This is a genomic window from Bradyrhizobium sp. RDM12 (assembly GCF_051917485.1).
In the GTDB taxonomy this organism is placed as follows: domain Bacteria; phylum Pseudomonadota; class Alphaproteobacteria; order Rhizobiales; family Xanthobacteraceae; genus Bradyrhizobium.
This window is the reverse complement of sequence record NZ_CM133064.1, coordinates 4,264,030-4,283,704: the sequence shown is the minus strand read 5'-3', so window position 1 is coordinate 4,283,704 and position 19,675 is coordinate 4,264,030. Positions and strand designations below refer to the sequence as shown.

The 19,675-nt window shown below is 64.0% G+C and carries 17 protein-coding genes; 8 read left to right on the top strand and 9 right to left on the bottom strand.

The features are described from left to right. The first annotated feature begins 55 nt into the window (after nt 1-55). Nucleotides 56-394, top strand: coding sequence for a membrane protein insertion efficiency factor YidD (yidD, locus tag ACTGJ9_RS20710; RefSeq protein WP_456672639.1), 339 nt, complete (start codon nt 56-58; stop codon nt 392-394). A 90-nt stretch (nt 395-484) separates the two neighbouring features. After that, nucleotides 485-697: a hypothetical protein gene (locus ACTGJ9_RS20705; RefSeq protein WP_456672638.1), complete on the top strand. Its 213-nt coding sequence runs from the start codon at nt 485-487 to the stop codon at nt 695-697. Here ACTGJ9_RS20705 and ACTGJ9_RS20700 read toward each other — a convergent pair whose 3' ends face one another. Both ACTGJ9_RS20700 and ACTGJ9_RS20695 read right to left on the bottom strand, forming a co-directional pair. Further along, nucleotides 698-1,906 carry a hypothetical protein gene (locus ACTGJ9_RS20700; protein WP_456672637.1) on the bottom strand — a complete coding sequence of 403 codons (1,209 nt, stop codon included), beginning with the start codon at nt 1,904-1,906 and terminating at the stop codon, nt 698-700. It lies immediately after the preceding gene. A 2-nt stretch (nt 1,907-1,908) separates the two neighbouring features. Next, complete coding sequence (locus tag ACTGJ9_RS20695; protein WP_456672636.1) at nt 1,909-3,273, bottom strand: APC family permease; 1,365 nt, start codon at nt 3,271-3,273, stop codon at nt 1,909-1,911. A gap of 331 nt (nt 3,274-3,604) precedes the next feature. Here ACTGJ9_RS20695 and ACTGJ9_RS20690 point away from each other — a divergent pair, with 331 nt between their 5' ends. After that, entirely contained in the window at nt 3,605-4,936 is a 1,332-nt protein-coding gene (locus ACTGJ9_RS20690; RefSeq protein ID WP_456672635.1) for an alpha/beta hydrolase, read from the top strand. Nucleotides 4,937-5,008: 72 nt separating this feature from the next. Here ACTGJ9_RS20690 and ACTGJ9_RS20685 read toward each other — a convergent pair whose 3' ends face one another. Continuing rightward, a complete protein-coding gene (locus ACTGJ9_RS20685) occupies nt 5,009-5,398 on the bottom strand; it encodes a hypothetical protein (RefSeq protein ID WP_456672634.1) in 390 nt (129 codons plus the stop codon). Nucleotides 5,399-5,486: 88 nt separating this feature from the next. After that, on the bottom strand, nt 5,487-6,659 hold the full coding sequence (locus tag ACTGJ9_RS20680) for an MFS transporter (protein WP_456672633.1): 1,173 nt from the start codon (nt 6,657-6,659) through the stop codon (nt 5,487-5,489). A gap of 186 nt (nt 6,660-6,845) precedes the next feature. Here ACTGJ9_RS20680 and thrS point away from each other — a divergent pair, with 186 nt between their 5' ends. From thrS to ACTGJ9_RS20665, 3 genes are all read left to right on the top strand, one after another. Continuing rightward, nucleotides 6,846-8,912 carry a threonine--tRNA ligase gene (thrS, locus tag ACTGJ9_RS20675; RefSeq protein ID WP_456672632.1) on the top strand — a complete coding sequence of 689 codons (2,067 nt, stop codon included), beginning with the start codon at nt 6,846-6,848 and terminating at the stop codon, nt 8,910-8,912. Nucleotides 8,913-9,005: 93 nt separating this feature from the next. Further along, entirely contained in the window at nt 9,006-9,569 is a 564-nt protein-coding gene (locus ACTGJ9_RS20670; RefSeq protein ID WP_456672631.1) for a nitroreductase family protein, read from the top strand. Nucleotides 9,570-9,632: 63 nt separating this feature from the next. Then, nucleotides 9,633-10,901: a serine hydrolase domain-containing protein gene (locus ACTGJ9_RS20665; protein ID WP_456672630.1), complete on the top strand. Its 1,269-nt coding sequence runs from the start codon at nt 9,633-9,635 to the stop codon at nt 10,899-10,901. Here ACTGJ9_RS20665 and ACTGJ9_RS20660 read toward each other — a convergent pair. The 3 genes from ACTGJ9_RS20660 to ACTGJ9_RS20650 all read right to left on the bottom strand — a co-directional run bounded on the left by ACTGJ9_RS20660 (nt 10,887) and on the right by ACTGJ9_RS20650 (nt 15,875). Then, on the bottom strand, nt 10,887-13,349 hold the full coding sequence (locus ACTGJ9_RS20660; RefSeq protein WP_456672629.1) for a putative bifunctional diguanylate cyclase/phosphodiesterase: 2,463 nt from the start codon (nt 13,347-13,349) through the stop codon (nt 10,887-10,889). The genes ACTGJ9_RS20665 and ACTGJ9_RS20660 overlap by 15 nt on opposite strands. A 902-nt stretch (nt 13,350-14,251) precedes the next feature. After that, a complete protein-coding gene (locus tag ACTGJ9_RS20655; RefSeq protein ID WP_200473478.1) occupies nt 14,252-14,446 on the bottom strand; it encodes a hypothetical protein in 195 nt (64 codons plus the stop codon). A gap of 355 nt (nt 14,447-14,801) precedes the next feature. Next, nucleotides 14,802-15,875: a hypothetical protein gene (locus ACTGJ9_RS20650; protein ID WP_456672628.1), complete on the bottom strand. Its 1,074-nt coding sequence runs from the start codon at nt 15,873-15,875 to the stop codon at nt 14,802-14,804. 244 nt (nt 15,876-16,119) lie between these two features. Here ACTGJ9_RS20650 and ACTGJ9_RS20645 point away from each other — a divergent pair, with 244 nt between their 5' ends. Then, nucleotides 16,120-17,148: a patatin-like phospholipase family protein gene (locus tag ACTGJ9_RS20645; RefSeq protein WP_456672627.1), complete on the top strand. Its 1,029-nt coding sequence runs from the start codon at nt 16,120-16,122 to the stop codon at nt 17,146-17,148. Nucleotides 17,149-17,155: 7 nt separating this feature from the next. Here the strand turns inward: ACTGJ9_RS20645 and ACTGJ9_RS20640 are convergent, their stop codons facing one another. Together ACTGJ9_RS20640 and ACTGJ9_RS20635 are read right to left on the bottom strand one after the other, a co-directional pair. After that, nucleotides 17,156-17,584 (bottom strand): CBS domain-containing protein, encoded by a 429-nt coding sequence (locus ACTGJ9_RS20640; protein ID WP_456672626.1) that lies wholly within the window; start codon nt 17,582-17,584, stop codon nt 17,156-17,158. A gap of 188 nt (nt 17,585-17,772) precedes the next feature. After that, nucleotides 17,773-18,582: a rhomboid family intramembrane serine protease gene (locus ACTGJ9_RS20635; RefSeq protein ID WP_456672625.1), complete on the bottom strand. Its 810-nt coding sequence runs from the start codon at nt 18,580-18,582 to the stop codon at nt 17,773-17,775. Between the two features lie 531 nt (nt 18,583-19,113). Between ACTGJ9_RS20635 and ACTGJ9_RS20630 the strand changes: the two genes are divergently transcribed. Then, nucleotides 19,114-19,668: a PAS domain-containing protein gene (locus tag ACTGJ9_RS20630; RefSeq protein ID WP_456672624.1), complete on the top strand. Its 555-nt coding sequence runs from the start codon at nt 19,114-19,116 to the stop codon at nt 19,666-19,668. Nucleotides 19,669-19,675 lie beyond the last annotated feature (7 nt).

The window sequence follows — 19,675 nt, the reverse complement described above, 5'->3', positions numbered from 1 at the left end:
TGTTCCCTGCGCTGGAACTGCGCAACCGGGCGCTCACGAGGGTGGCATAGCGCACATGAAGCACTCAACCTGCGAGCACTGCTCCATGCCTGTCGCTGAAGCGCTGCGGCTGCCACGCCGATTCGGTCGCGCTCTGATCTGGCTCTATCGACACACCCTGTCTCCATTGGTTGGCTACAACTGCCGACACCTGCCGACCTGCTCCGTGTACGGCGACGAGGCGATCGAGCGGTTTGGACTTTGGGCCGGCGGCTGGATGACGCTCGCCCGCCTGTTACGCTGCAATCCGTTCGGCACGTCGGGCATCGACAACGTACCTCTCACTGCGCCGCAGGGTGCGCGCTGGTACTTGCCATGGCGCTACGCGCGCTGGCGCGGCGTCAACGCTCCGTAAGTATGCTGCGGTGCTCTGCGCATCGCTGCCCTGACCGGAACCGGAACTTTCCCCTCGCGTTGTTTTGATGCTCCTCAGGAGGAAACAACAATGCGCTGGAAAATCAGCCCTCATTTTCATTTCAGACTTGGTTCGCCTCCCAGATTCAATCCGGGGGATCACGATTCCAGAACCATCGACATGCTCGCGATCATCGCGCTGCTCATGCTCGTTGTCGGCTCCGGCTGGTATCTGGCGACAAGTCTTGCAACGCCGCCCAGCACGACGGCGTTCATCGTGCCGAGTCAGAGCGTGCACTGGTAGCTAGCGGAACCAGAAGAATCGCCCGGGCGGCGGGACCGGCTCGGGCGGACGCGGCCGCTTAGGCCGCGTCCTGGGCGGCGGCTCGGCGGACGAAGTTGTCTCCGCGACCGGCGCGGCTTCGCTCCCCGCCATTTTCACCGACAGCAGCAAGTTCGACTCGTGCATCCGCCAGCGATAGCCGACGCCGAAATCGATCGGCTGGGCGCGGGTGAACAATTCGGCGTAGCGCTCCTGGTAGCGGCCGGGGAATTTGTCGATCGGCCCGAGATAGCGGCCGAACGGAAAGAAGCGCCATTGCCGCGAATTGTAGCTGGCGAGCGGAATGCCGGAATCGTCCTGGATAATGGTCGCACTGTTGGCGAGCAGCCAGTCGCGGGCGACGGTGAAGTTTCCCGCGTGCAGCAGATAGGATGCGCTCTTGAGCAGGCTGTTGCCGGGCCCGAGCGCCTCGCAGAACTTCAGGAAGCCTGCCGCGCGCGCGCCGGAATTGGAAAGATCGGTCGAGAAATAATACAGCGTGCGCGCCTCGCCGTCGGCACCTGCAAAGGTGATGCGGACCCCGCGTGTGGCATTCGGCCCCGGATTGTCGTTCGCGGTGTGCACCCCGCCCTTGTCATCGAGTGCGACCGTCTCGACGTTGCGGATGGTTTTGCCTGAGCGCGCCAGGAAGACGTAGAGGATTGGCAGGGTGCCGTTGACCTGGTTGGCGTGCAGGTCGAGCTTCATCTGCTTGGTGATGAAGAAGGAAAAGCTCAGGATCGAGCCGAGCGAGCGCTCGACATTGTAGAGCGCGGCATCGACCGAGCCGCGCGGCAGCCGGGTCAGATCGGGCACCGCACCGGCCGGCTCCAGCGCGCCCAGCACGTAGGTGCTGGCCTTGGAATAAAAGGCGTTGGCGTAGAGGAAATCCGGGCCGCTGAAAAAATAGAACATGGTCGGCCGGGGCGCGGCGAGATTGACCTCCGACCAGCTCCGGATCTTCGACAATTGCCGCTGCTCGAGCTGGGCAAAGGCGCCGTCGAAGAATTTTGCGTGATGCTGCCAGGATGGGTTCCTCGTGAGCGCCACCAGCGGCGAGTCAGCCGATGGCTGCATGCCTGCGAGAAAGCGCGCAGTGTCGTCGAAAGTAACCTCCGCCGCGCGCGCGGACGAGATGGCCGCAGCCACAAGGACAAAAGCGACGGCCGCAATTCTGACGGGTCGAAACATGGCTATTCGCGATTGTGTGACGCGGCAGCGGCGACCGGCCGCCTGCGGAAAACTGCATAAATCAACAGGCCCGAGAGCATGACGAGCATCCCCGACAGCGACTGCACCGGCCGCTCGGTCAAGAGGTAGTACATCATGGACGCGGTCACGAGCAGGAAGATAACCGACGTGAACGGGTATCCCCAGGCGCGATAGGGTCGCGGCAGGTCGGGATCGGTGATGCGCAGCTTGATGACGCCGGCAACCGTGAAGAACGAGCAGAACAGCAGCGAGAACTGGATGAAGTCCAGCACCGCTTCGAAGCTGCGCGTGAACAGCAGGAGATTGGCGACCGCGAGCTGAAACAGGATTGCATAGGCCGGCGCGCCCCTCACCGATCGTTTCGAGAACACGCGGAGAGCTGGAATGTCCTCTCCCATCGTCATCATCACGCGCGGGCCGATCCACATCATCGCGCTGATCGAGGAGATCAGGCCGACGCAGATCATCGCACCGACGATCCGGCCGCCGAGGCCTCCGAAGATCGCGCTGCCGGCAACGCTTGCGACGTCGAGCTGGCCGGCCAACGCGCTGATTGGCGTTGAGTACAGGAACACCGCGTTGAGCGCGACATACAGCACCAGCACGATCAGCGTGCCCGCGAGCAGCGCGCGCGGCAGGCTCTGCTGCGGCGTGTTCATCTCGCCGATGATGTAAGTCGCGGCGTTCCAGCCCGAGAACGAGTACATCACGAAGACAAGCCCGATCGCGAAGGGCGCACTCGCGATCTGGGCGAGATCACCGGCGTGGGGCGCAAAGGAGATCGACTGCGGCGTACCGACGACAAATCCTGCAACGAGGAAGGCGACAATCAGCACGACCTTGAGGATGGTCGAGATCAGCTGGAAGCTCGAGGAGTGCTTGACGCCGGTCAATTGCACGATCGAGACCAGCCACACCACGCCGATCGCGAGCGGGATCGACGGCACCTCAGGTATCACGGACTTGGCGTATTCGCCGAAAGCCATGGCCGCGAGCGCTACGGGCGCGGCAAAGCCGACCGTCGCCGAAACCCAGCCGGCGAGAAAGCCGAAGGCCGGATGATAGGCACGGCCGAGGAGATTATACTCCCCGCTCGAGCGAGGAAACATCGCGCCCAACTCGCTGTAGGAGAACACGCCGCACAGCGCGACGATGCCACCGACCGTCCACAGCGCGAGGATCGAGAAGCCCGAGGGGATGTCCTTGACCTGAAAGCCGAGGCTCGTGAAGACGCCGACCCCGATCATGTCGGCAACGACGATCGCGGTCGCGACCAGAACGGAAACCCCGGAGGCGCCGGTCAGCCGCCCGGTCAAGGGCGCGATTCCCGCATCTGATGCCGTCATCTGGGTCCTTGGCCTCAGGAGTCCGCCTCCTTGGAGGCATCGTGCAGATTGGTCCAGTCAATTCAAGCAGGGTTAAGAAGGGTTAAATGAGGCGGCCAAGACAGGTAATCAGCCACCTTTTGTGCCCTCCTTTGGCTGATAAACCCGCAGCTGGTGGCTAAAATACGTGCCCCCCTCCCACAATCGCGACATGATTGCGTGGTCTTTTTTGATCGTCCCGGATGTGGGGAAGTTTCTCCGGACACTTAACGTCGCCTAAACGCCAGTCGGCTCAATTGACTTGGGAATGCCGATGGACGTGACTTGGTCGTGACTTTGGGGTCATGGGTGGATGGTCGGGGCCGTTCCGAAAGTGAAAGCAAACGTGCGTGCTGACCTGGTCGAGGTGCCGGGCGTGCGTGGTCGTGCGCTTCGGCTCGCCCTGATCTCAGGCTTGGTGCCATTGTCGTTGACCTTGGTTCAATGCGGCCAAGCTCCCAATCCGGCGGCGCTCGCCGCAAACTCGCAGGCCAATGTCCCGGTCAATCAGACCGTCGCCAAGACCAATTCGCAACTCGCCAGTGGCGATACTTTCGAGGAACGCTTCCCGGCCCCACAGTTCAGGGAGCGCTTCCCCTCGGCGAGCGAGAGCTTCCTGCAACGGCAGATGTCGGACTTCTCGCCCAAGCGCGCCGTGCAGCAACAGCCGGAGCAGGCGCCGTACAAGGTCGCCTCGCTCGCGCCGCAGGTCCCCTATCAACGTCCGGCGCGCGAGGACCTCACGGCGCTCGTCAGCATGAAGTCCTCGGCCTTCCCTTATTTCGGCAACAACCCTGCGTCTGACGCGCCCTTCCTGAACATCACCAAGGGCGACCGCCGCGGCCACCGGAGCTACTCGGGGCGCGTGTTCTGGCAGGACGAAACCTACAACGACAGCCGCGTGCTGATGCACGTCCCCGAGCATTTCGACATGCGCAAGCCTGGCGTGATCGTGGTGTTCTTCCACGGCAACGGCGCAACGCTCGAACGCGACGTGCGCGACCGCCAGCTGGTGCCGCAGCAAATCAGCGATTCCGGCGCCAATGCCGTACTGCTCGCGCCGCAGATGGCCGTCGATGCCGCAGATTCCAGCGCTGGAAAATTCTGGCAGCCCGGTGGCCTCAAGCGCTTCATGGAAGAGTCAGCCAGCCATCTCGCGCAGTTGACCGGCGATCCCAACAGCGCACGTGCCTTTGCCAACATGCCGATCGTGATCGTCGGCTATAGCGGCGGCTTCCTGCCGACCGCCTGGAGCCTCGAGGTCGGCGGCATCAGCGATCGCGTCCGCGGCGTCGTGCTGCTTGATGCGGTCTATGGCGAAATGGACAAGTTCGCGTCCTGGATCGAGAGCCATCGCACCGGCTTCTTCGTCAGCTCCTATACTCACTACACCGCACGGCGCGACCGCGAGCTGATGAGCATGTTGCGACAGAAGGGCATCAATGTTTCCGAGGACATGGATGGACCCCTGCGTCCCGGGAGTGTCGTGTTCGTCGAAACCGGCGACGGCATTACCCACCGCGACTACGTCAACCGCGCGTGGACGCAATACCCGCTCAAGGACGTCCTGGTGAAGATGTCGGCAACGCCGGCGCTGGCGTTGACGCGCGTCGCAGCCACCGGCTCTTCCGCGTCAAGCCGTTAGTCTGAATTTTGCGCGCGCCGGCATTCGCCGCGCTGACTGCTGGGCCCGGCTCTCGGACCTCAGTTCTTGATCTCAGGTTTTTGGCAGCTTCGGAATGCTCTCGGCAAAGCCGTTGAAGCAGGCCAGCCGCTCGTCCTCTTCCTTGAAGAAGCGGCAATCGGCATAGCCCTTGGCCTTCGCGGGCTTCGGCTTGGGCGCCGGCGGGATGATGGCGTCGTAGCAGTTGAGCCGGTCCTTGGTGCCGTCGTCAGTATCGAGACAGGCCTGAAGCCGAGCCGCGACCGATTGCGGCTTGCCCTTTGGCGCTGCAACCGGCTTGGCGGCAGCTTCTTGGGCGCCCGCTTTGGTGCCCTTGGGCTTCACCTGCACCAGCGGCTTGTCCCCCACCATCGGTGGCTTGTCGGTCTGCGCAAACGCGGAGGCTGAATAGAGCACCGCGGCAACCGCCAGAATCATCCTCATTTCAGTCAACTCTCTTTGGTCCCCATGACGGGCGTTCTAGCGCTCTCCCGCGCGGTTTGCCAAGCGCCTTGCACAGGAAATGCCTGCTTCAGCCCGGGGCGGCAGCAGCCGGCCGGGGACGGCTCACAAGCACCAGGACCAGCGCCAGCACGACAAAGCCGACCGCCACGAAACCTGTGCTGTGCAGCAGTTCGCGGGCAAACAGCAGCCCTCCGACGGCCGAGCCGATGGCCTGGCCGATATAGAGGACGGACGTATTGAGCGCGACGGTCGCGGACGCAAGCGGCGGCGCCGCCGCGACCAGCCGCACCTGCTGCATCGAGTTGGTCGAGGCAAAGCCAAGTCCCCAGATCGCCACCGCGATCGCCATCGACACGAGCGTGCCCGCGCTCAGCGCCCACCCGGTGATGCCCGCGAGTAACAGGCACGTGAACAGCAACGAGGTTCGGTACGGCCCCCATGTGTCGACGATGCGGGTCGCCACCACGACGCCGAGGAAACCGCACACGCCATAGATGCCGAACACAACGCCGATCGCGTCCGGGCTCGCGTCGGTCAGCTTCTTGAGCAGTGGGCCCATGAAGGTGAACACCGCGAATTGTCCGGACATCTGCAGCATCGTGATCGCGAGCAGCAGCAGGATCGTCTTGTTGCGCCCGACCTCGCTCCAGGTTTTCAGGTCGACCGGCGTGCCCTTCAAGCCGGCTGGCAGGCGCAGCAGCAGCAACAGGAAGCTGACGCAGCCGAGTGCGCCAATCCCGCTATAGGCGGCGCGCCAGCCATAGCGGCTGGCGATGAAGGTGATCAGCGGAAGGCCGACCGCGGCAGCCAAGGACCAGCCGAGGAAGATGTAGGCAATCGTGCTGCCACGCCGCTCCGCCGGCACGATCAGAGCCGCCGTGCCGGCAGCCTGCGGGGTGTAGAGTGCACCGACGGCAAGCATCCCCAGGCGGATGACGAGAAGGCTTGCATAGTCGGGCGCAAAGGCCGAGGCGAGATTGCCAAGGGCGAGCACCGCGAGCGTGGTGGTTAGCAAGATCCGCCGTTCGATGCGGCTGGTCAGCCATGCCGTCAGCGGCGAGCCGATGCACAGCGTGATCGCGCCGAAGGTGATGAGCAGCCCGGCCGCACGGATGCTGATGCCGAGCCCCGCGGACAATTCCGGCAGCATCCCCGCCGGAGCCAGCACCGAGCAACCAGTGACGAGATTGCCAAGCATCAGGGCGGTTGGCGTGAAATGGCCGGCGCGAGGATTTTCCATGCAACTGCATGTAGAACAACCCGGCGGCCAGTAAAAGACCGCCGCTCGAAATAGTTGGAGCGCTGCCCCGGCTTTTGCGCGCCACTTTCTTGGAATTGCCGGATTGCACAGGCCGAATCGCCTGATATATCGCTCGTTCCCGCTTACCTGCGCTCGTTCGCAGGAGTGAGCCTCAGGAGAAAAGCAATGTCCGACCAGCCCAAGGACCCCAAGTCCGAGCAACCCAAGTCCGAATCCGGCTTCCAGTACAGCCTCAGCAATCTGAGACCCGTGACCCCGCCGGAGAAAATCACCCTCACCTTCCCCGATGGCGCCCGGCGCGAATACGCCAAAAGCACGACCGGCATGGAGATCGCCAAGGGCATCTCGCCGTCGCTGGCCAAGCGCACGGTGGCGATGGCGCTCGACGGCGTGCTCGCAGACCTCAACGATCCGATCGACGCCGATGCGAAGATCGAACTCGTCAACCGCGATGATCCGCGCGCGCTCGAGCTGATCCGCCACGACTGCGCGCATGTGCTGGCGGAGGCCGTGCAGTCGCTGTGGCCGGGCACTCAGGTCACCATCGGCCCGGTGATCGAGAACGGTTTCTACTACGACTTCTTCCGCAATGAGCCGTTCACGCCGGACGACTTCGCCGCGATCGAGAAGAAGATGCGCGAGATCATCGCGCGCGACAAACCTTTCACGAAGGAAGTCTGGGACCGCGAGAAAACAAAGCAGGTGTTCCGCGACAAGGGCGAGGCGTTCAAGGTCGAGCTGGTCGACGCCATTCCCGGCACCGAGCCGATCAAGATCTATTACCAGGGCGACTGGTTCGATCTCTGCCGCGGCCCGCACATGACCTCGACCGGCAAGGTCGGCAACGCCTTCAGGCTGATGAAGGTGGCCGGCGCCTATTGGCGCGGCGATAGCAACAATCCGATGCTGACACGCATCTACGGCACGGCGTTCGCCAAGCAGGAGGACCTCGACGCTTACCTGAAGCAGATCGAGGAAGCCGAGAAGCGCGATCATCGCAAGCTCGGGCGCGAGCTCGACCTCTTCCATTTCCAGGAGGAAGGTCCGGGCGTCGTGTTCTGGCACCCGAAAGGCTGGACCATCTTCCAGCAGCTGATCGCCTATATGCGGCGACGCCTGACCGGCGACTATAGCGAGGTCAACGCGCCGCAGATCCTTGACAAATCGCTGTGGGAGACCTCCGGCCATTGGGGCTGGTATCGCGAGAACATGTTCGCGGCGCAGTCGGCCGGCGATGAGGCCGAGGACAAGCGCTGGTTTGCGCTCAAGCCGATGAACTGCCCCGGTCACGTCCAGATCTTCAAACACGGCCTGAAGAGCTACCGCGACCTGCCGCTGCGCCTCGCCGAATTCGGCGTGGTGCATCGCTACGAGCCGTCCGGCGCCATGCACGGCCTGATGCGCGTGCGCGGCTTCACCCAGGACGATGCGCATATCTTCTGCACCGAGGATCAGCTTGCGGACGAGTGTCTGAAGATCAACGACCTGATCCTCTCGACCTATGCCGATTTCGGCTTCACCGGCGAGCTCACGGTGAAGCTGTCGACCCGGCCGGAGAAGCGCGTCGGCACCGATGCGATGTGGGATCACGCCGAACGCGTTATGGCGACCGTGCTGCGCGAAATCCAGGCGCAGAACAACCATATCAAGACCGAGATCAATCCGGGCGAAGGCGCCTTCTACGGGCCGAAGTTCGAATATGTGCTGCGCGACGCCATCGGCCGCGACTGGCAATGCGGCACCACGCAGGTCGACTTCAACCTGCCGGAGCGGTTCGGCGCGTTCTACATCGACCATGACGGCGGCAAGAAACCGCCTGTCATGGTGCACCGTGCGATCTGCGGCTCGATGGAGCGCTATATCGGCATCCTGATCGAGCACTATGCCGGCAACTTCCCGCTCTGGCTCTCGCCGGTGCAGGCGGTGGTCACGACCATCACCTCGGAAGGCGACGAATACGCCAAGCAGGTGCTGGAGCAGGCGCGGCGCGCAGGGCTTCGGGTCGAGATCGACCTGCGCAACGAAAAGATCAACTACAAGGTCCGCGAGCATTCGCTGGCCAAGATCCCCGCGCTGCTCGTGGTCGGCAAGAAGGAAGCGGAGACGCATTCGGTCTCCGTCCGCCGCCTCGGCAGCGACGGCCAGAAGGTGATGACGACCGCCGAGGCGATCGCCGCGCTGGTCGACGAGGCGACCCCGCCGGACGTTCGGCGGATGCGCGATACGGCCTGATCCCTGAAATCGATCTAAACTCGCTTTCGGTTGCGGGCGTGCGTTCCTATGTGGGGACTGCACTCCCGACGACCAGCCGAAGAGGTAAATGCAGTGCCCGACGCCATCGAACTCCTGAAGACCCGCCGCTCGGTCAAGCCGCGCGAGATGACCGGCCCCGGCCCCTCGCCGGCCGAGCTCGAGACCATTCTCACCATCGGCGCGCGGGTGCCCGATCACGGCAAGCTCGCGCCCTGGCGCTTCATTATTTTCGAAGGCGATGCACGCCAGCGCGCCGGCGAAGTGATCGCGAAGGTCTTTGCGCGGAAGAAGCCCGGCGCGTCCGCAGCCGACATCGAGACCGAGCGCAAGCGCCTCACCGATGCGCCGTTGGTGGTCGGCATCGTCAGCTTCACCAAGCCGCATCCCAAGGTGCCGGCGTGGGAGCAGGAGCTCTCCGCCGGCGCCAGCGTGATGAATATCGTCACGGCCGCGACCGCGCTCGGCTACGGCGCTTGCTGGCTGACCGGCTGGTTCTCGTTCGATCGCGATGTGCTGGACGGGCTTGGCCTCAAGGCGGACGAAAAGCTCGCCGGCCTCGTCCACATCGGCACGCCGACCAAGCCGAGCGAGGATCGTCCGCGACCGATCCTCTCTGAAATCGTGACGCGTTTTTAATCGAAGTCTTGTTGACGGCTCGAACGCCTTGCGGCTTTGTTCCCGACGGGGGAGGAAGCCCGGATGAAGCGCCGTGAATTTCTGGTCGGGGCCGCGATGCTGGCCGGCACGATGGCGCGGAGCGGCGCCACCGATATCCCCGCCCCCTCCGCCGACGGGCTGCGACGCATCACCGCCTTCTTCGAAAACGAGGTCACCACCGGCCGATTGCCGGGCGCGATCGTCCTGATCCAGCAGCACGGCAAGCCGGTTTATTTCAAGCTGTTCGGCGTGCGCGACGTCAGGACACGGCTGTCCATGACACCGGACACGTTCTTCGCCATTCATTCCATGACCAAGCCGATCACCAGCCTGGCCGCGATGATGCTGATCGACGAGGGCAAGCTTGCGCTCAGCGATCCCGTCTCGAAATACATCCCCCTGTTCGCCGGCACCAAGGTGGGACTCGAGGTCACGAAGCCCGACGGCTCGCTGGCGCTCGACCTGGTGCCGCCGGTCCACCCGGTGACGATCCGGGACCTGATGCGGCACACCTCGGGCATCAGCTACGACTATATCGGCGGCAAATGGGTCGAGCTTGCCTACAAGGCAGCCAACATTTTCGAGGGCTCCTTCAACAACAGGGAATTCGCAGATCGCATCGCCAAGCTGCCGTTGGCGCGCCAGCCCGGCACGCTGTGGCGCTACGGTCATTCCACCGACGTGCTCGGCAGCGTCATCGAGATCATCACAGGGCAGACGTTGTACGACGCCTTGGAGCAGCGCATCTTCGATCCGCTCGGCATGACCAATACCAAATTCGTGCTGGCGACGCCCGACGAGCTCGAACGCATGGCGCGGCCGCTGCCGACCGACCAGATCCTGCTCGATGCCGAGCGCGAGCGTCTCGACCATCCGGAATGGCAATCCGGCGGCGGCGGCCTGCTCTCGACCATCACCGACTATCAGCGCTTCTCGCAAATGCTGCTCAACGGCGGCGAGTTCGACAGCAAGCGCTATCTCAGCCCGGCCGCCTTCAAGGACATGACCACCGACCAGATCGGACCGGGCTCCGGCGTCGGCCGCGATTACTTCTATTTCCCTGGTGATGGCTTTGGTTATGGCTACGGTCTCGCTGTGCGCACCGACCCCGGCAATGCAAAGCCGCCGCCGCCGGGATCGATCGGCGAATTGAAATGGGACAGTGGCAGCGGCACCTATTTCGGGGTCGATCCCAAGCTCGACATGGTCTACGTGCTGATGCAGCAGACCCAGAACGAGCGCGGTCGCATCACGCCCGCATTCAAGGCGCTGGTCTACGACACCTTTCCGCCGGAGCTACGCCGCCCGTGAGGCACGCTGGCCGAAATCGGCCAGCAGTTTTGCGATCTCGGCCGCCGGCCGCGCCGCGCTGAACAGAAAACCCTGCACCTCGTTGCAGCCTTCGGCCCGCAGCCAGTCGAGCTGGTCCTCGGTCTCGACGCCTTCCGCGGTCGTGGTGATATTGAGGCTGCGGCCGAGGCCGGAGATGGCACGTACGATCGCGACGCAATCGGGCCGCTGGGCCAAGTCCTTCACGAAGGAGCGGTCGATCTTGATCTTGTCGAAGGGAAAGCTGCGAAGATAGCTGAGGCTGGAATAGCCGGTGCCGAAATCATCCATGGAGATGCTGACACCGAGCTCGCGCAATTGATGCAGGATCGCGAGATTGGCGTCGGTCTCGGCTAGGAAGATCGACTCGGTGATCTCCAGCTCGAGCCGCTTCGGCGACAGGCCGGATTGCGCCAGCGCTGAGATCACGACCTGAACCAGGTTGCGGCCGCGGAATTGCGCCGGCGACAGATTGACCGCGACCTTGACGTCAGATGGCCACTTCACCGCTTCGGCGCAGGCCTCGCGCAGCACCCACTCGCCGAGCTGGGCGATCAGGCCGATGTCCTCCGCGACCGGAATGAACTCCACCGGCGAGATCATGCCCTTGTCGGGATGATGCCAGCGCAGCAGCGATTCGAAGCCTGAGATGCGGTCGGAGGCGATCGAGACCAGGGGCTGGTAGTGCAGCTCGAATTCGCCATTCGCAAAGGCACGGCGTAGATCGAGCTCCATGTCGCGGCGCTTCTGCGCCTGGAGATCCATCTCGCGCTCGAAGAAATGGTGGATGCCGCCACCGTCGGACTTCGCCCGGTACAGCGCCATATCGGCGTTGCGCATCAACTCCTCCGACGTGACGCCGTCGCCCGGCGACAGTGCGATGCCGATGCTGGCGCCGATCACCATCTCCTGTCCGTCGATGTCGTAGGGCGCTTTCAGCATGTCGATCAGCAGGGCTGCACAGGCGCTGGCCTCGTTCGGCGAGACGTCGGCCCTCAGGATCACGGCGAACTCGTCACCGCCGAGCCTTGCTGCGAGATTGGCGCCGCGGACCGCGCTGGTCAGGCGTTCGGCGACCTCCTTCAGCAGACGATCGCCCGCCGGATGCCCGAAGGAATCGTTGATGTTCTTGAACAGGTCGAGGTCGATATAGAGCACGCCGACACGCTTGCCGCCGGCCTGCTCGAGCGCCTGCTTCAAGCGTTCCTGAAAGTATTCGCGGTTCGGCAGATCGGTGAGACCGTCATGATGAGCCATGTGCGCGATCCGCGCCTCCGCCTTGCGCCGCTCGGTGATGTCGACGACCGCGACCAGATAGCCGTCGCGATCGTCGAAGGCGACGCGGCGGCCGAAAGTCAACACCTCGATTTCGCTGCCATCGGCGCGCAGGTGCCGCCAGTTGCGCGAGGAATGATAGGCGTCGCCGATGCGCTCAAGCGCCTCGGCGTGGCTGTCCCATTCGTCCTCGGGCCAGATCTCGTGCAGCTTCGTGCGCAGGAACGCGGCGCGGCTATAGCCGTAGTGCTGGACTGCGGCATCGTTGACGCTGATGAATTGCTTCGTCTCGGCGTCGAACACCCACATCGGCATCGGGTTGTTGTCGAACAGCAGCCGGAACGAGGCGTCGCGACGCTTCAAGGCGGTGACGTCCGAGATCGTCAACGAGACCACGTCGGCGAAGGCGGTGGCGCCGAGCCGGAGATGACGGCCCTCGTGCTCGATCTCGAGCTGCTCGCCGCGGCCACCGGAGACGGCCTTGAGCAGAAAATTCATGATCTCGGGCAAGGCCAACAACGTGTTGCCCTCGCCGATCCGCCGCCACAGCAGACTTCCGCTTGCGAGCTTCAGCAGCAGCCCGGCGCTCTTGTTGTGGTGCACGACCTGCAGATCGAACGGCGCGCCGTCGGCGTCGCGCAGGGTCGCCAGCGACACCACCGCATCGTCGGTCGACGAGAAGATCGCGTCGAGCAGATTGTATTGCGCGCCGCGTTCGTTGACATAGGCGCCGACCAGCGTCGCGCCCCAGCGCGAGGCCGTCGGCAATGCCAGCACATCGTAGGTCCGGACCATGCCGTCGCGCACGCAATGGGCGCTGGCCTGGTGCGGCTTTCCGTTCCTGAGCGCGCTCGCCACCGCTTCCGACAGCGCGGTGGCGCAATCCGGCGACAGTTCGGCGACCGGAATGTCCCAGCGCTCCTCGCCGAGCCATTTCTGCACGTAGCGACCGCTGCGCGAGAGTTCGAGCGCGCCGTCACCCCTGAGCAACGCGATATGGTCGGCGAGCCGTCCGAGGCTGCCGAGCATCACATCCTCATAGCGCGGCAACCGGTCACCCGGCTTCAACGCGGCATGCCATTTACGCTGAAGCACCGGGATATCGTCGAACATTTCGGTTGCCGGTTTGCCCGGCATCTTCTTCGCGGCACTCATTGCAGTCCCCAACGCACTTTGCCGCCGCATCCAATGCAACCCCGCTTAATGGCTTGTAAAAAGCGCGGGGATGCGCGTTCCATTCGGCGATTATGACAGTTTTAAGTCGCGTGTTGGTTAGCGTGTCTTAGAGACTATGACGGTCGTCTAAAATGCGATGCGTCTGACGGCGAGATCGATATTTTGGTACGCAGCTGTATCAACGCCGTCATTGCGAGCGCAGCGAAGCAATCCAGAGTCCCTCCGCGGAAAGACTCTGGATTGCTTCGTCGCAAGAGCTCCTCGCAATGACGAGGTCGAGACACACCTTCACATCCTCGCGGCTCATTTCGCCCGAGCTTTGCTTCGTCGCCTTGCCCTCATTTGAATGAGGGCGCAGGGAAGACCGGGTGCCGGCTGGCACCCGCGGTCCACTGTGCGAATTTGCGCTACGAAAAAGCTGCACAGCGGCATACAGGTGAAGCCAAACAACCGGCCTTCCCTGCGCAGTGGCTTTACGGCTTATGTCGCGCTCTCCCCGGGAGCGATGCACTATTGCCCCCGTCGCCTTGCGGATGACTGATACGCATGTCCGGTTGGACACAACGCATCACCGCAAGCCTTGGCGCACAGACCCCGGGCGCCAGGACCACACGATTTCGCCGTACGCAGGTCACACCGGTCGTGTGCGCGAGGCCTTCGCTCACGGTTACCCGCCCTGCAAAACCCTTCGCGCCGACGTGACCACGTCCACCGCCATCCGGCCCGCGTTCGTGACGATCGCGATACGCCCCTCTTCCTTGGGCCGGGTTGCGCGACACATACGCTGTTTCCGAATTTCGTAGTGGAATATTTTTGGCGGTGCGGATTGACCGAGAGTTTGGGTGTTTTGCCCGTCAGGCAGCGCTAGGCTCCTCGCGCCGCTAGTCCTCGCTGGCGGCCGCGGAACGGTTGTGCAAATGGGCCTGCGACAACAGGAAGAATAGCGCGCGCTCGCCATAATATTTTGCGGACGGCCGCGTGCGCTCGAAGCCATCGGCAAATATCTTGCCGGACTGGTCGCAGACCTGCCACCGCCAACCGAACCGTTTGCGCCTGGTGAGGATCACTTCGAACATGCCGACGAGCTTGGTCCCCTGCTCCTGCCGGTGCTGGCATACAAGCCTGCTCCGGCGTCCCGCTTGTGACGGATAGCCGACATATAACCCAGCAGGATGGAAAGCGAATGAAATTGATTATCGGAAATGCGTATCTTGCACCGGTTCTCACGAAGTCGCATCGCGCCTGGAATAAGCCGATCCCGCCGGTGTTTCTAATCCCTCCGCGGCGCAGCCTGGGTACGCTTGCAGCGATACACAGGACGGAAATGCCCGGTAAGCGGACGCTCACCGGCGCCTGATTGGCTTTGCGTGCGCTGGATGAGAAGCGCGGTACGATATTACGGAGAATCGCTGAGCGCGGCGAGGCGAAAGATCAGCGCGCAACGACTTCGACCTCGCCGTCGACGCCGTTCACGACGTTGAAGCCGCGCTCGTAGACCTTGCCTTCGTTCTTGGCGATGGCGCGGTATTCGCCTTCGGAGAGCACGACGCGCGGGAAAGCGCCGATCGATTCCTTGATCACGTCGCCGCCGGGCGTCAGCACCGACCAGGCGGTGTTGGCGAGCGCCTCGCCGCCCTTGTCGCTGACGAGCTTGAGCGTGATCACGGCGGCGCGGTGGGTGATGGTGACGTCGGTGAGCTTGCCGGCCTGGACGCGGATGTCCGAGCGCACCACCGAGTTGGCATCGCCGTAATTGGAGATGATGTAGTAGGTGCCCTCCGGCAGCAGCACGACGTCGCCGGCGGCGACGTTCGGCACCAGCGAGGCACGCTCGCCGGATTCGAACTGGCTGCCCTTGTAGATCGCAAACGAGATCTGGTTCAGCGGAATCCGGCTGGTGCCGACGCGCCCCTCGATGCGCAGGCCGCCGGCCGGCAGGACGAAGGATTCGCGGTCGGTCTCGGCCTTCAGGCTGACGGTGCGCACCGCGCTGACGAGGCCGAAGGCGACGTGCACGACGTAATTGCCCGGCGGCAGCACGATGTTGGGAGTCGCGTTGCGATCCTCGCGGATCAGCTTGAAGGTGCCGTTCTCGTCGGGACGATCGGCGAACACCCGCCACACCAGGCCGCTGGTGATTGCAGGCGTGTCCTTGCCGTATTTCGCGCTCAGCGACAGCACGGCCTGTCCGGGCGCGGCCGCATTGAGCGGTGCGGCCGGCGGCACGGTCGACACCGCGGGCGGCGGCATGCTGGGCGTATTGGGCTGCGTCAGGGTCGGCGGCAGGCTCAGGGGACCGGCGCCCGGACCGGAGGGTGGCGCCAGGCTGACGGCGCCGCCGGGATCGGGTACCGAAGCCGGGGGCACCGGCGGCGGCCGATCCGAGAAAAGCTGGGCCTGCGCGGCATTTTGCCCGAGGAATCCGAGGCACGCAGTCACCACAAGCGCCGGCAGCAGCTTACCGCCGCGCCGCCATCCGATGATGCCGTCACCCCCGAGAGTCATGCCTCCTGCTTTTCACCGAAAACGCGGCAAATTCAAGCCTGTGAAACGCCGGGAAATACGGCCACGAGGCTGTTCTTTGGAACCCGCTTGACGCCTGCGTGATTACATCAGAGGCAACCGGCCTCCGCCACACTCCTGCCCCCAGCGTCCCGAACGCTATAAACTAAGCTTTGCCCTCTTTCTGGCGGAGCAGACGTGCGGCGCCTACTCTGGAGTGAGGACGGCCCGGAGTAGGAGAGTTTCGGTGCTAGATATCTTGAGAGGTCGGGGCGTGAACGGCGCAAATGGCGAGAAGGTCGGCCTCGGCAGCATTCGCAGGCCGGTCATCGGCCTCGCACTCGGAGGCGGCGCGGCGCGCGGCTTTGCCCATATCGGTATCATGAGGACGCTGCTGGCCAACGGCATCGTGCCCGATGTCGTGGTCGGCACCTCGATCGGCGCCGCGGTCGGCGGCGCTTACGCGGCCGACCGGCTCGACGCGCTGGAAGACTGGGCGCGCAGCCTGCAGGGCGTGCGCAACATCCTCGGCTATCTCGATATCCGCCTCGACGGCTCGGGCCTGATCGGCGGCCAGAAGCTCGCAAGCCGGCTCGAGGAAGCGATCGGCCAGACCATGATCGAGGACCTGCCGATGAAGTATGCCTCGGTCGCGACCGAGGTCCGCACCGGCCATGAGATCTGGCTGACGCGCGGGCGTCTGGTCGAAGCGGTGCGCGCCTCCTATGCGCTGCCCGGCATCTTCTCGCCCGTGATGATCGGCGACCGCTGGCTGATCGACGGCGCGCTGGTCAATCCGGTGCCGGTGTCGGCTGCGCGGGCGCTCGGCGCCGAAATCGTCATCGCCGTCAATCTGTCCACCGACATCTTCACCCATTCGACGACGATCTATCAGCACGGCGCGATGCCTTCCCCGGTTGCTCCCGTGACCGGGGAGACCCCGGCCAAGCGGCGCTTTCCGCGCATCTTCTCGCCGGAGAGAACCGTCAAGCGCGAGTTTTTCGGCACCGGCGGTCGTCCCGGCATCTCCTCGGTGATGGTGGATGCCTTCAACATCATGCAGGACCGCATCACCCGCGCGCGGCTCGCCGGCGATCCGCCCGACCTTTTGATCACGCCACGGGTCGGCCAGTTCGGCTGGTTCGACTTCCATCGTGCCGAGGAGCTGATCGCGCACGGCACCCGCGCCGCCGAACGCGCGCTGGAGTCGATCCAGGAGACGATCGACGTGCTGGCGCCGGCGCCCAAAGGCACAGCGCCGAAACCGGTCGAATAAGACTGGCTCAGGCCGTCTTGATGTAGTCGCGCAGGGCTTCCTGCTCCGACTCGTATTCCTGCACGCGGCGCTTGACGATGTCGCCGATCGAGATCAGCCCGACCACCTTGTTGTTATCCAGCACCGGGAGGTGGCGGAACTTGCCGGTGGTCATCATTTCCATGAGCTCGGCGACTGTGTCGGTCTCCTTGCAGGTGACGACCTTGCGGGTCATGACCTGGCTCACCGGCTCCTCCAGGACGCCCGCACCGCGCTCGCCGAGCACGCGGACGATGTCGCGCTCCGACAGGATGCCTTCGAGCCGGCTCTGGTCCATCACCAGCACCGCGCCGATCTTCTTCTCGGCAAGCAGCTTGACTGCGGCAGCCAGCTTCGCGTCGGGCTCGACGCTCATGATCTGGTGGCCCTTGGTATTGAGAATGGAACGTACCGTCATTGTCGCCTCCCAGAATCGGATCCGTCCGCTTTGCGCGGTTCGGACTTGTTCGCGAGTCTTCAACTAACAGTTTTGGCGCCGGTTTCACGTTCAGGCGCTTTGCGAAGCGCAGCGTCTATGGACTTGCTACTTCGGAACATTCTTCCCGGGAATGATGGATGAATTCGGGCCGCACCGCAAGCGCCGCTTCAAATACCGTTCGAAATGTCCTGTGATGACGCATCCGCAGCATCACCGCTTCGCATGCGCGGCACGGGATCGAACAGCGCGAACAGCAACAGCCCCGCGAAGAAGCCGCCGATATGCGCCTCCCAGGCGACGCCCGCACTGTCGCTTTCGACACCGATGGCGCCGACGCCGAAGATGATGTTGAGGGCGAACCACACGCCCAGGAAGCCGAGAATGCGCCGGTCGCGCAGGGCCTGCAACAGCGGCAGCGCCGGAACCTTTGCGGCGGTATCGGCATCCGAACGGCTGAACGACAGGAAGCTGCCGCGCACGAACGCGAACCGGATCGCGGCCGCCATCGCGCCCGACACCGAGGCCGAGGCGCCGATCATCGGCACCACCGCGTGCTCGTGGGTGACGAGATGGGCGAGCGCACCGGCGGCGGCCGTCACCGCCAGGAACACGAAGAAGCGCACCGTGCCGAAGCGCCGCGCCAGCGCGCTGCCGAACGGCAGCAGCCACAGCACGTTGAAGGCGAGATGGGTGAGATTGGCATGCAGCAGCGAATAGGTGACGAAGCTCCAGACCTTCGCACCGGCACCGCCCTCGAATTGCAAATTGACCAGCGAGGAATCGTAACGCTTGGGGATGAAGCCGAAGACATCGACGGTCCAGTTCTCGAGCTCCGGCGGCAGGAGCACCCGCAGATGGATAACCGCCAGCAGGACGACATAGGCCGTCAGCGGCAAAGGCAGCGTCAGTATCGGCTCGCGCGGTGCCTCTTCGGCGACGACCGGTTGATCCAACGGGGGTGGTGGCGGGGAATCCAAGGTAGTTTCGCTTTCAGGCGCGATCGAAGCAGCAGCTTGGAGATAGTCGCCTTTACCGGCCTAGCGCAAGTGCACAAAGGAAAAGGCAGGGCCATGGAAAGCCCTGCCTGTCCGTGTCGATCTTGCCGGCCCCTAAAGCGCGTCACGCGCTTCAGGTTGTTGTTTGGGCATGATCTTGCCGGAAAACCGCTACGCACTTTTCCGGATCATGCCGTAGAGGAACAAGGAGCATCCCCACCCCTCCCCGCGGCCAGTGACCAAACTGTTTGACGCCCGTGTACAGACCTCGCCGAGAACCTGGAAGAAAGCGACGAGGCTTGCGACCGCGATCACCTTAGCAGCCGCGCGACGAACGCAAAGCGCATAGTTAATTTAACGTTAACACCGTAAAGGCGGCCTGCGCGGGCCCAAAAGCGCCCTCGCGGCATGGACGCTGCAATTCCCCTCCTGCACAACAACACAGGGATCTCAGGTGCACTGAAGCGGGACAGCCTTGTCCCATGAGGTTGCGCCCCGGGGTGAGCGTCAGTCATGAAACATCCGTCGAGCCGCGCGTTCTTCGCGTATTGGGACAAGAAGCGCGGCAGCGCGCGGGCCCCTGATCGGGCCGATATCGACCCCGCCGCCGTGCGGGAGCTGCTCGGCGACATCTTCGTCCTGTCCTGCGAGCCGAAACTCGCCTTTCCGTTCCGCGTCGCCGGCACCCGCGTCTGCGCACTCGCAGGTCTCGATCTCAAGGACCAGAGCTTCGCCGCGCTGTTCACCGAAGGCTGCCGCAGCGAGATCGAGGAGATCGCGACCATCGTCGCCGACGAGACGCTCGGCGCCATCGCCGGCATCACGGCCACGCGCGCGGACGGTAGCAAGGCCCATCTCGAATTGCTGCTGCTGCCCTTCAACGCTCGCCCGCACACGCCGGTCAGCGTGACCGGCGTGCTTGCGCCGTTCGACGACGAATGCGGCGCGCTTTCCGCCTTCACCGTCACCTCTTGGCGCTATCTGCACCAGCCGGAGAAACTGCTGCCGCGGGCGATCCGGAAATTGCAGATCGCACGCGGTCTGATGGTGTATGAGGGGCTGCGGTAGGCAGCCT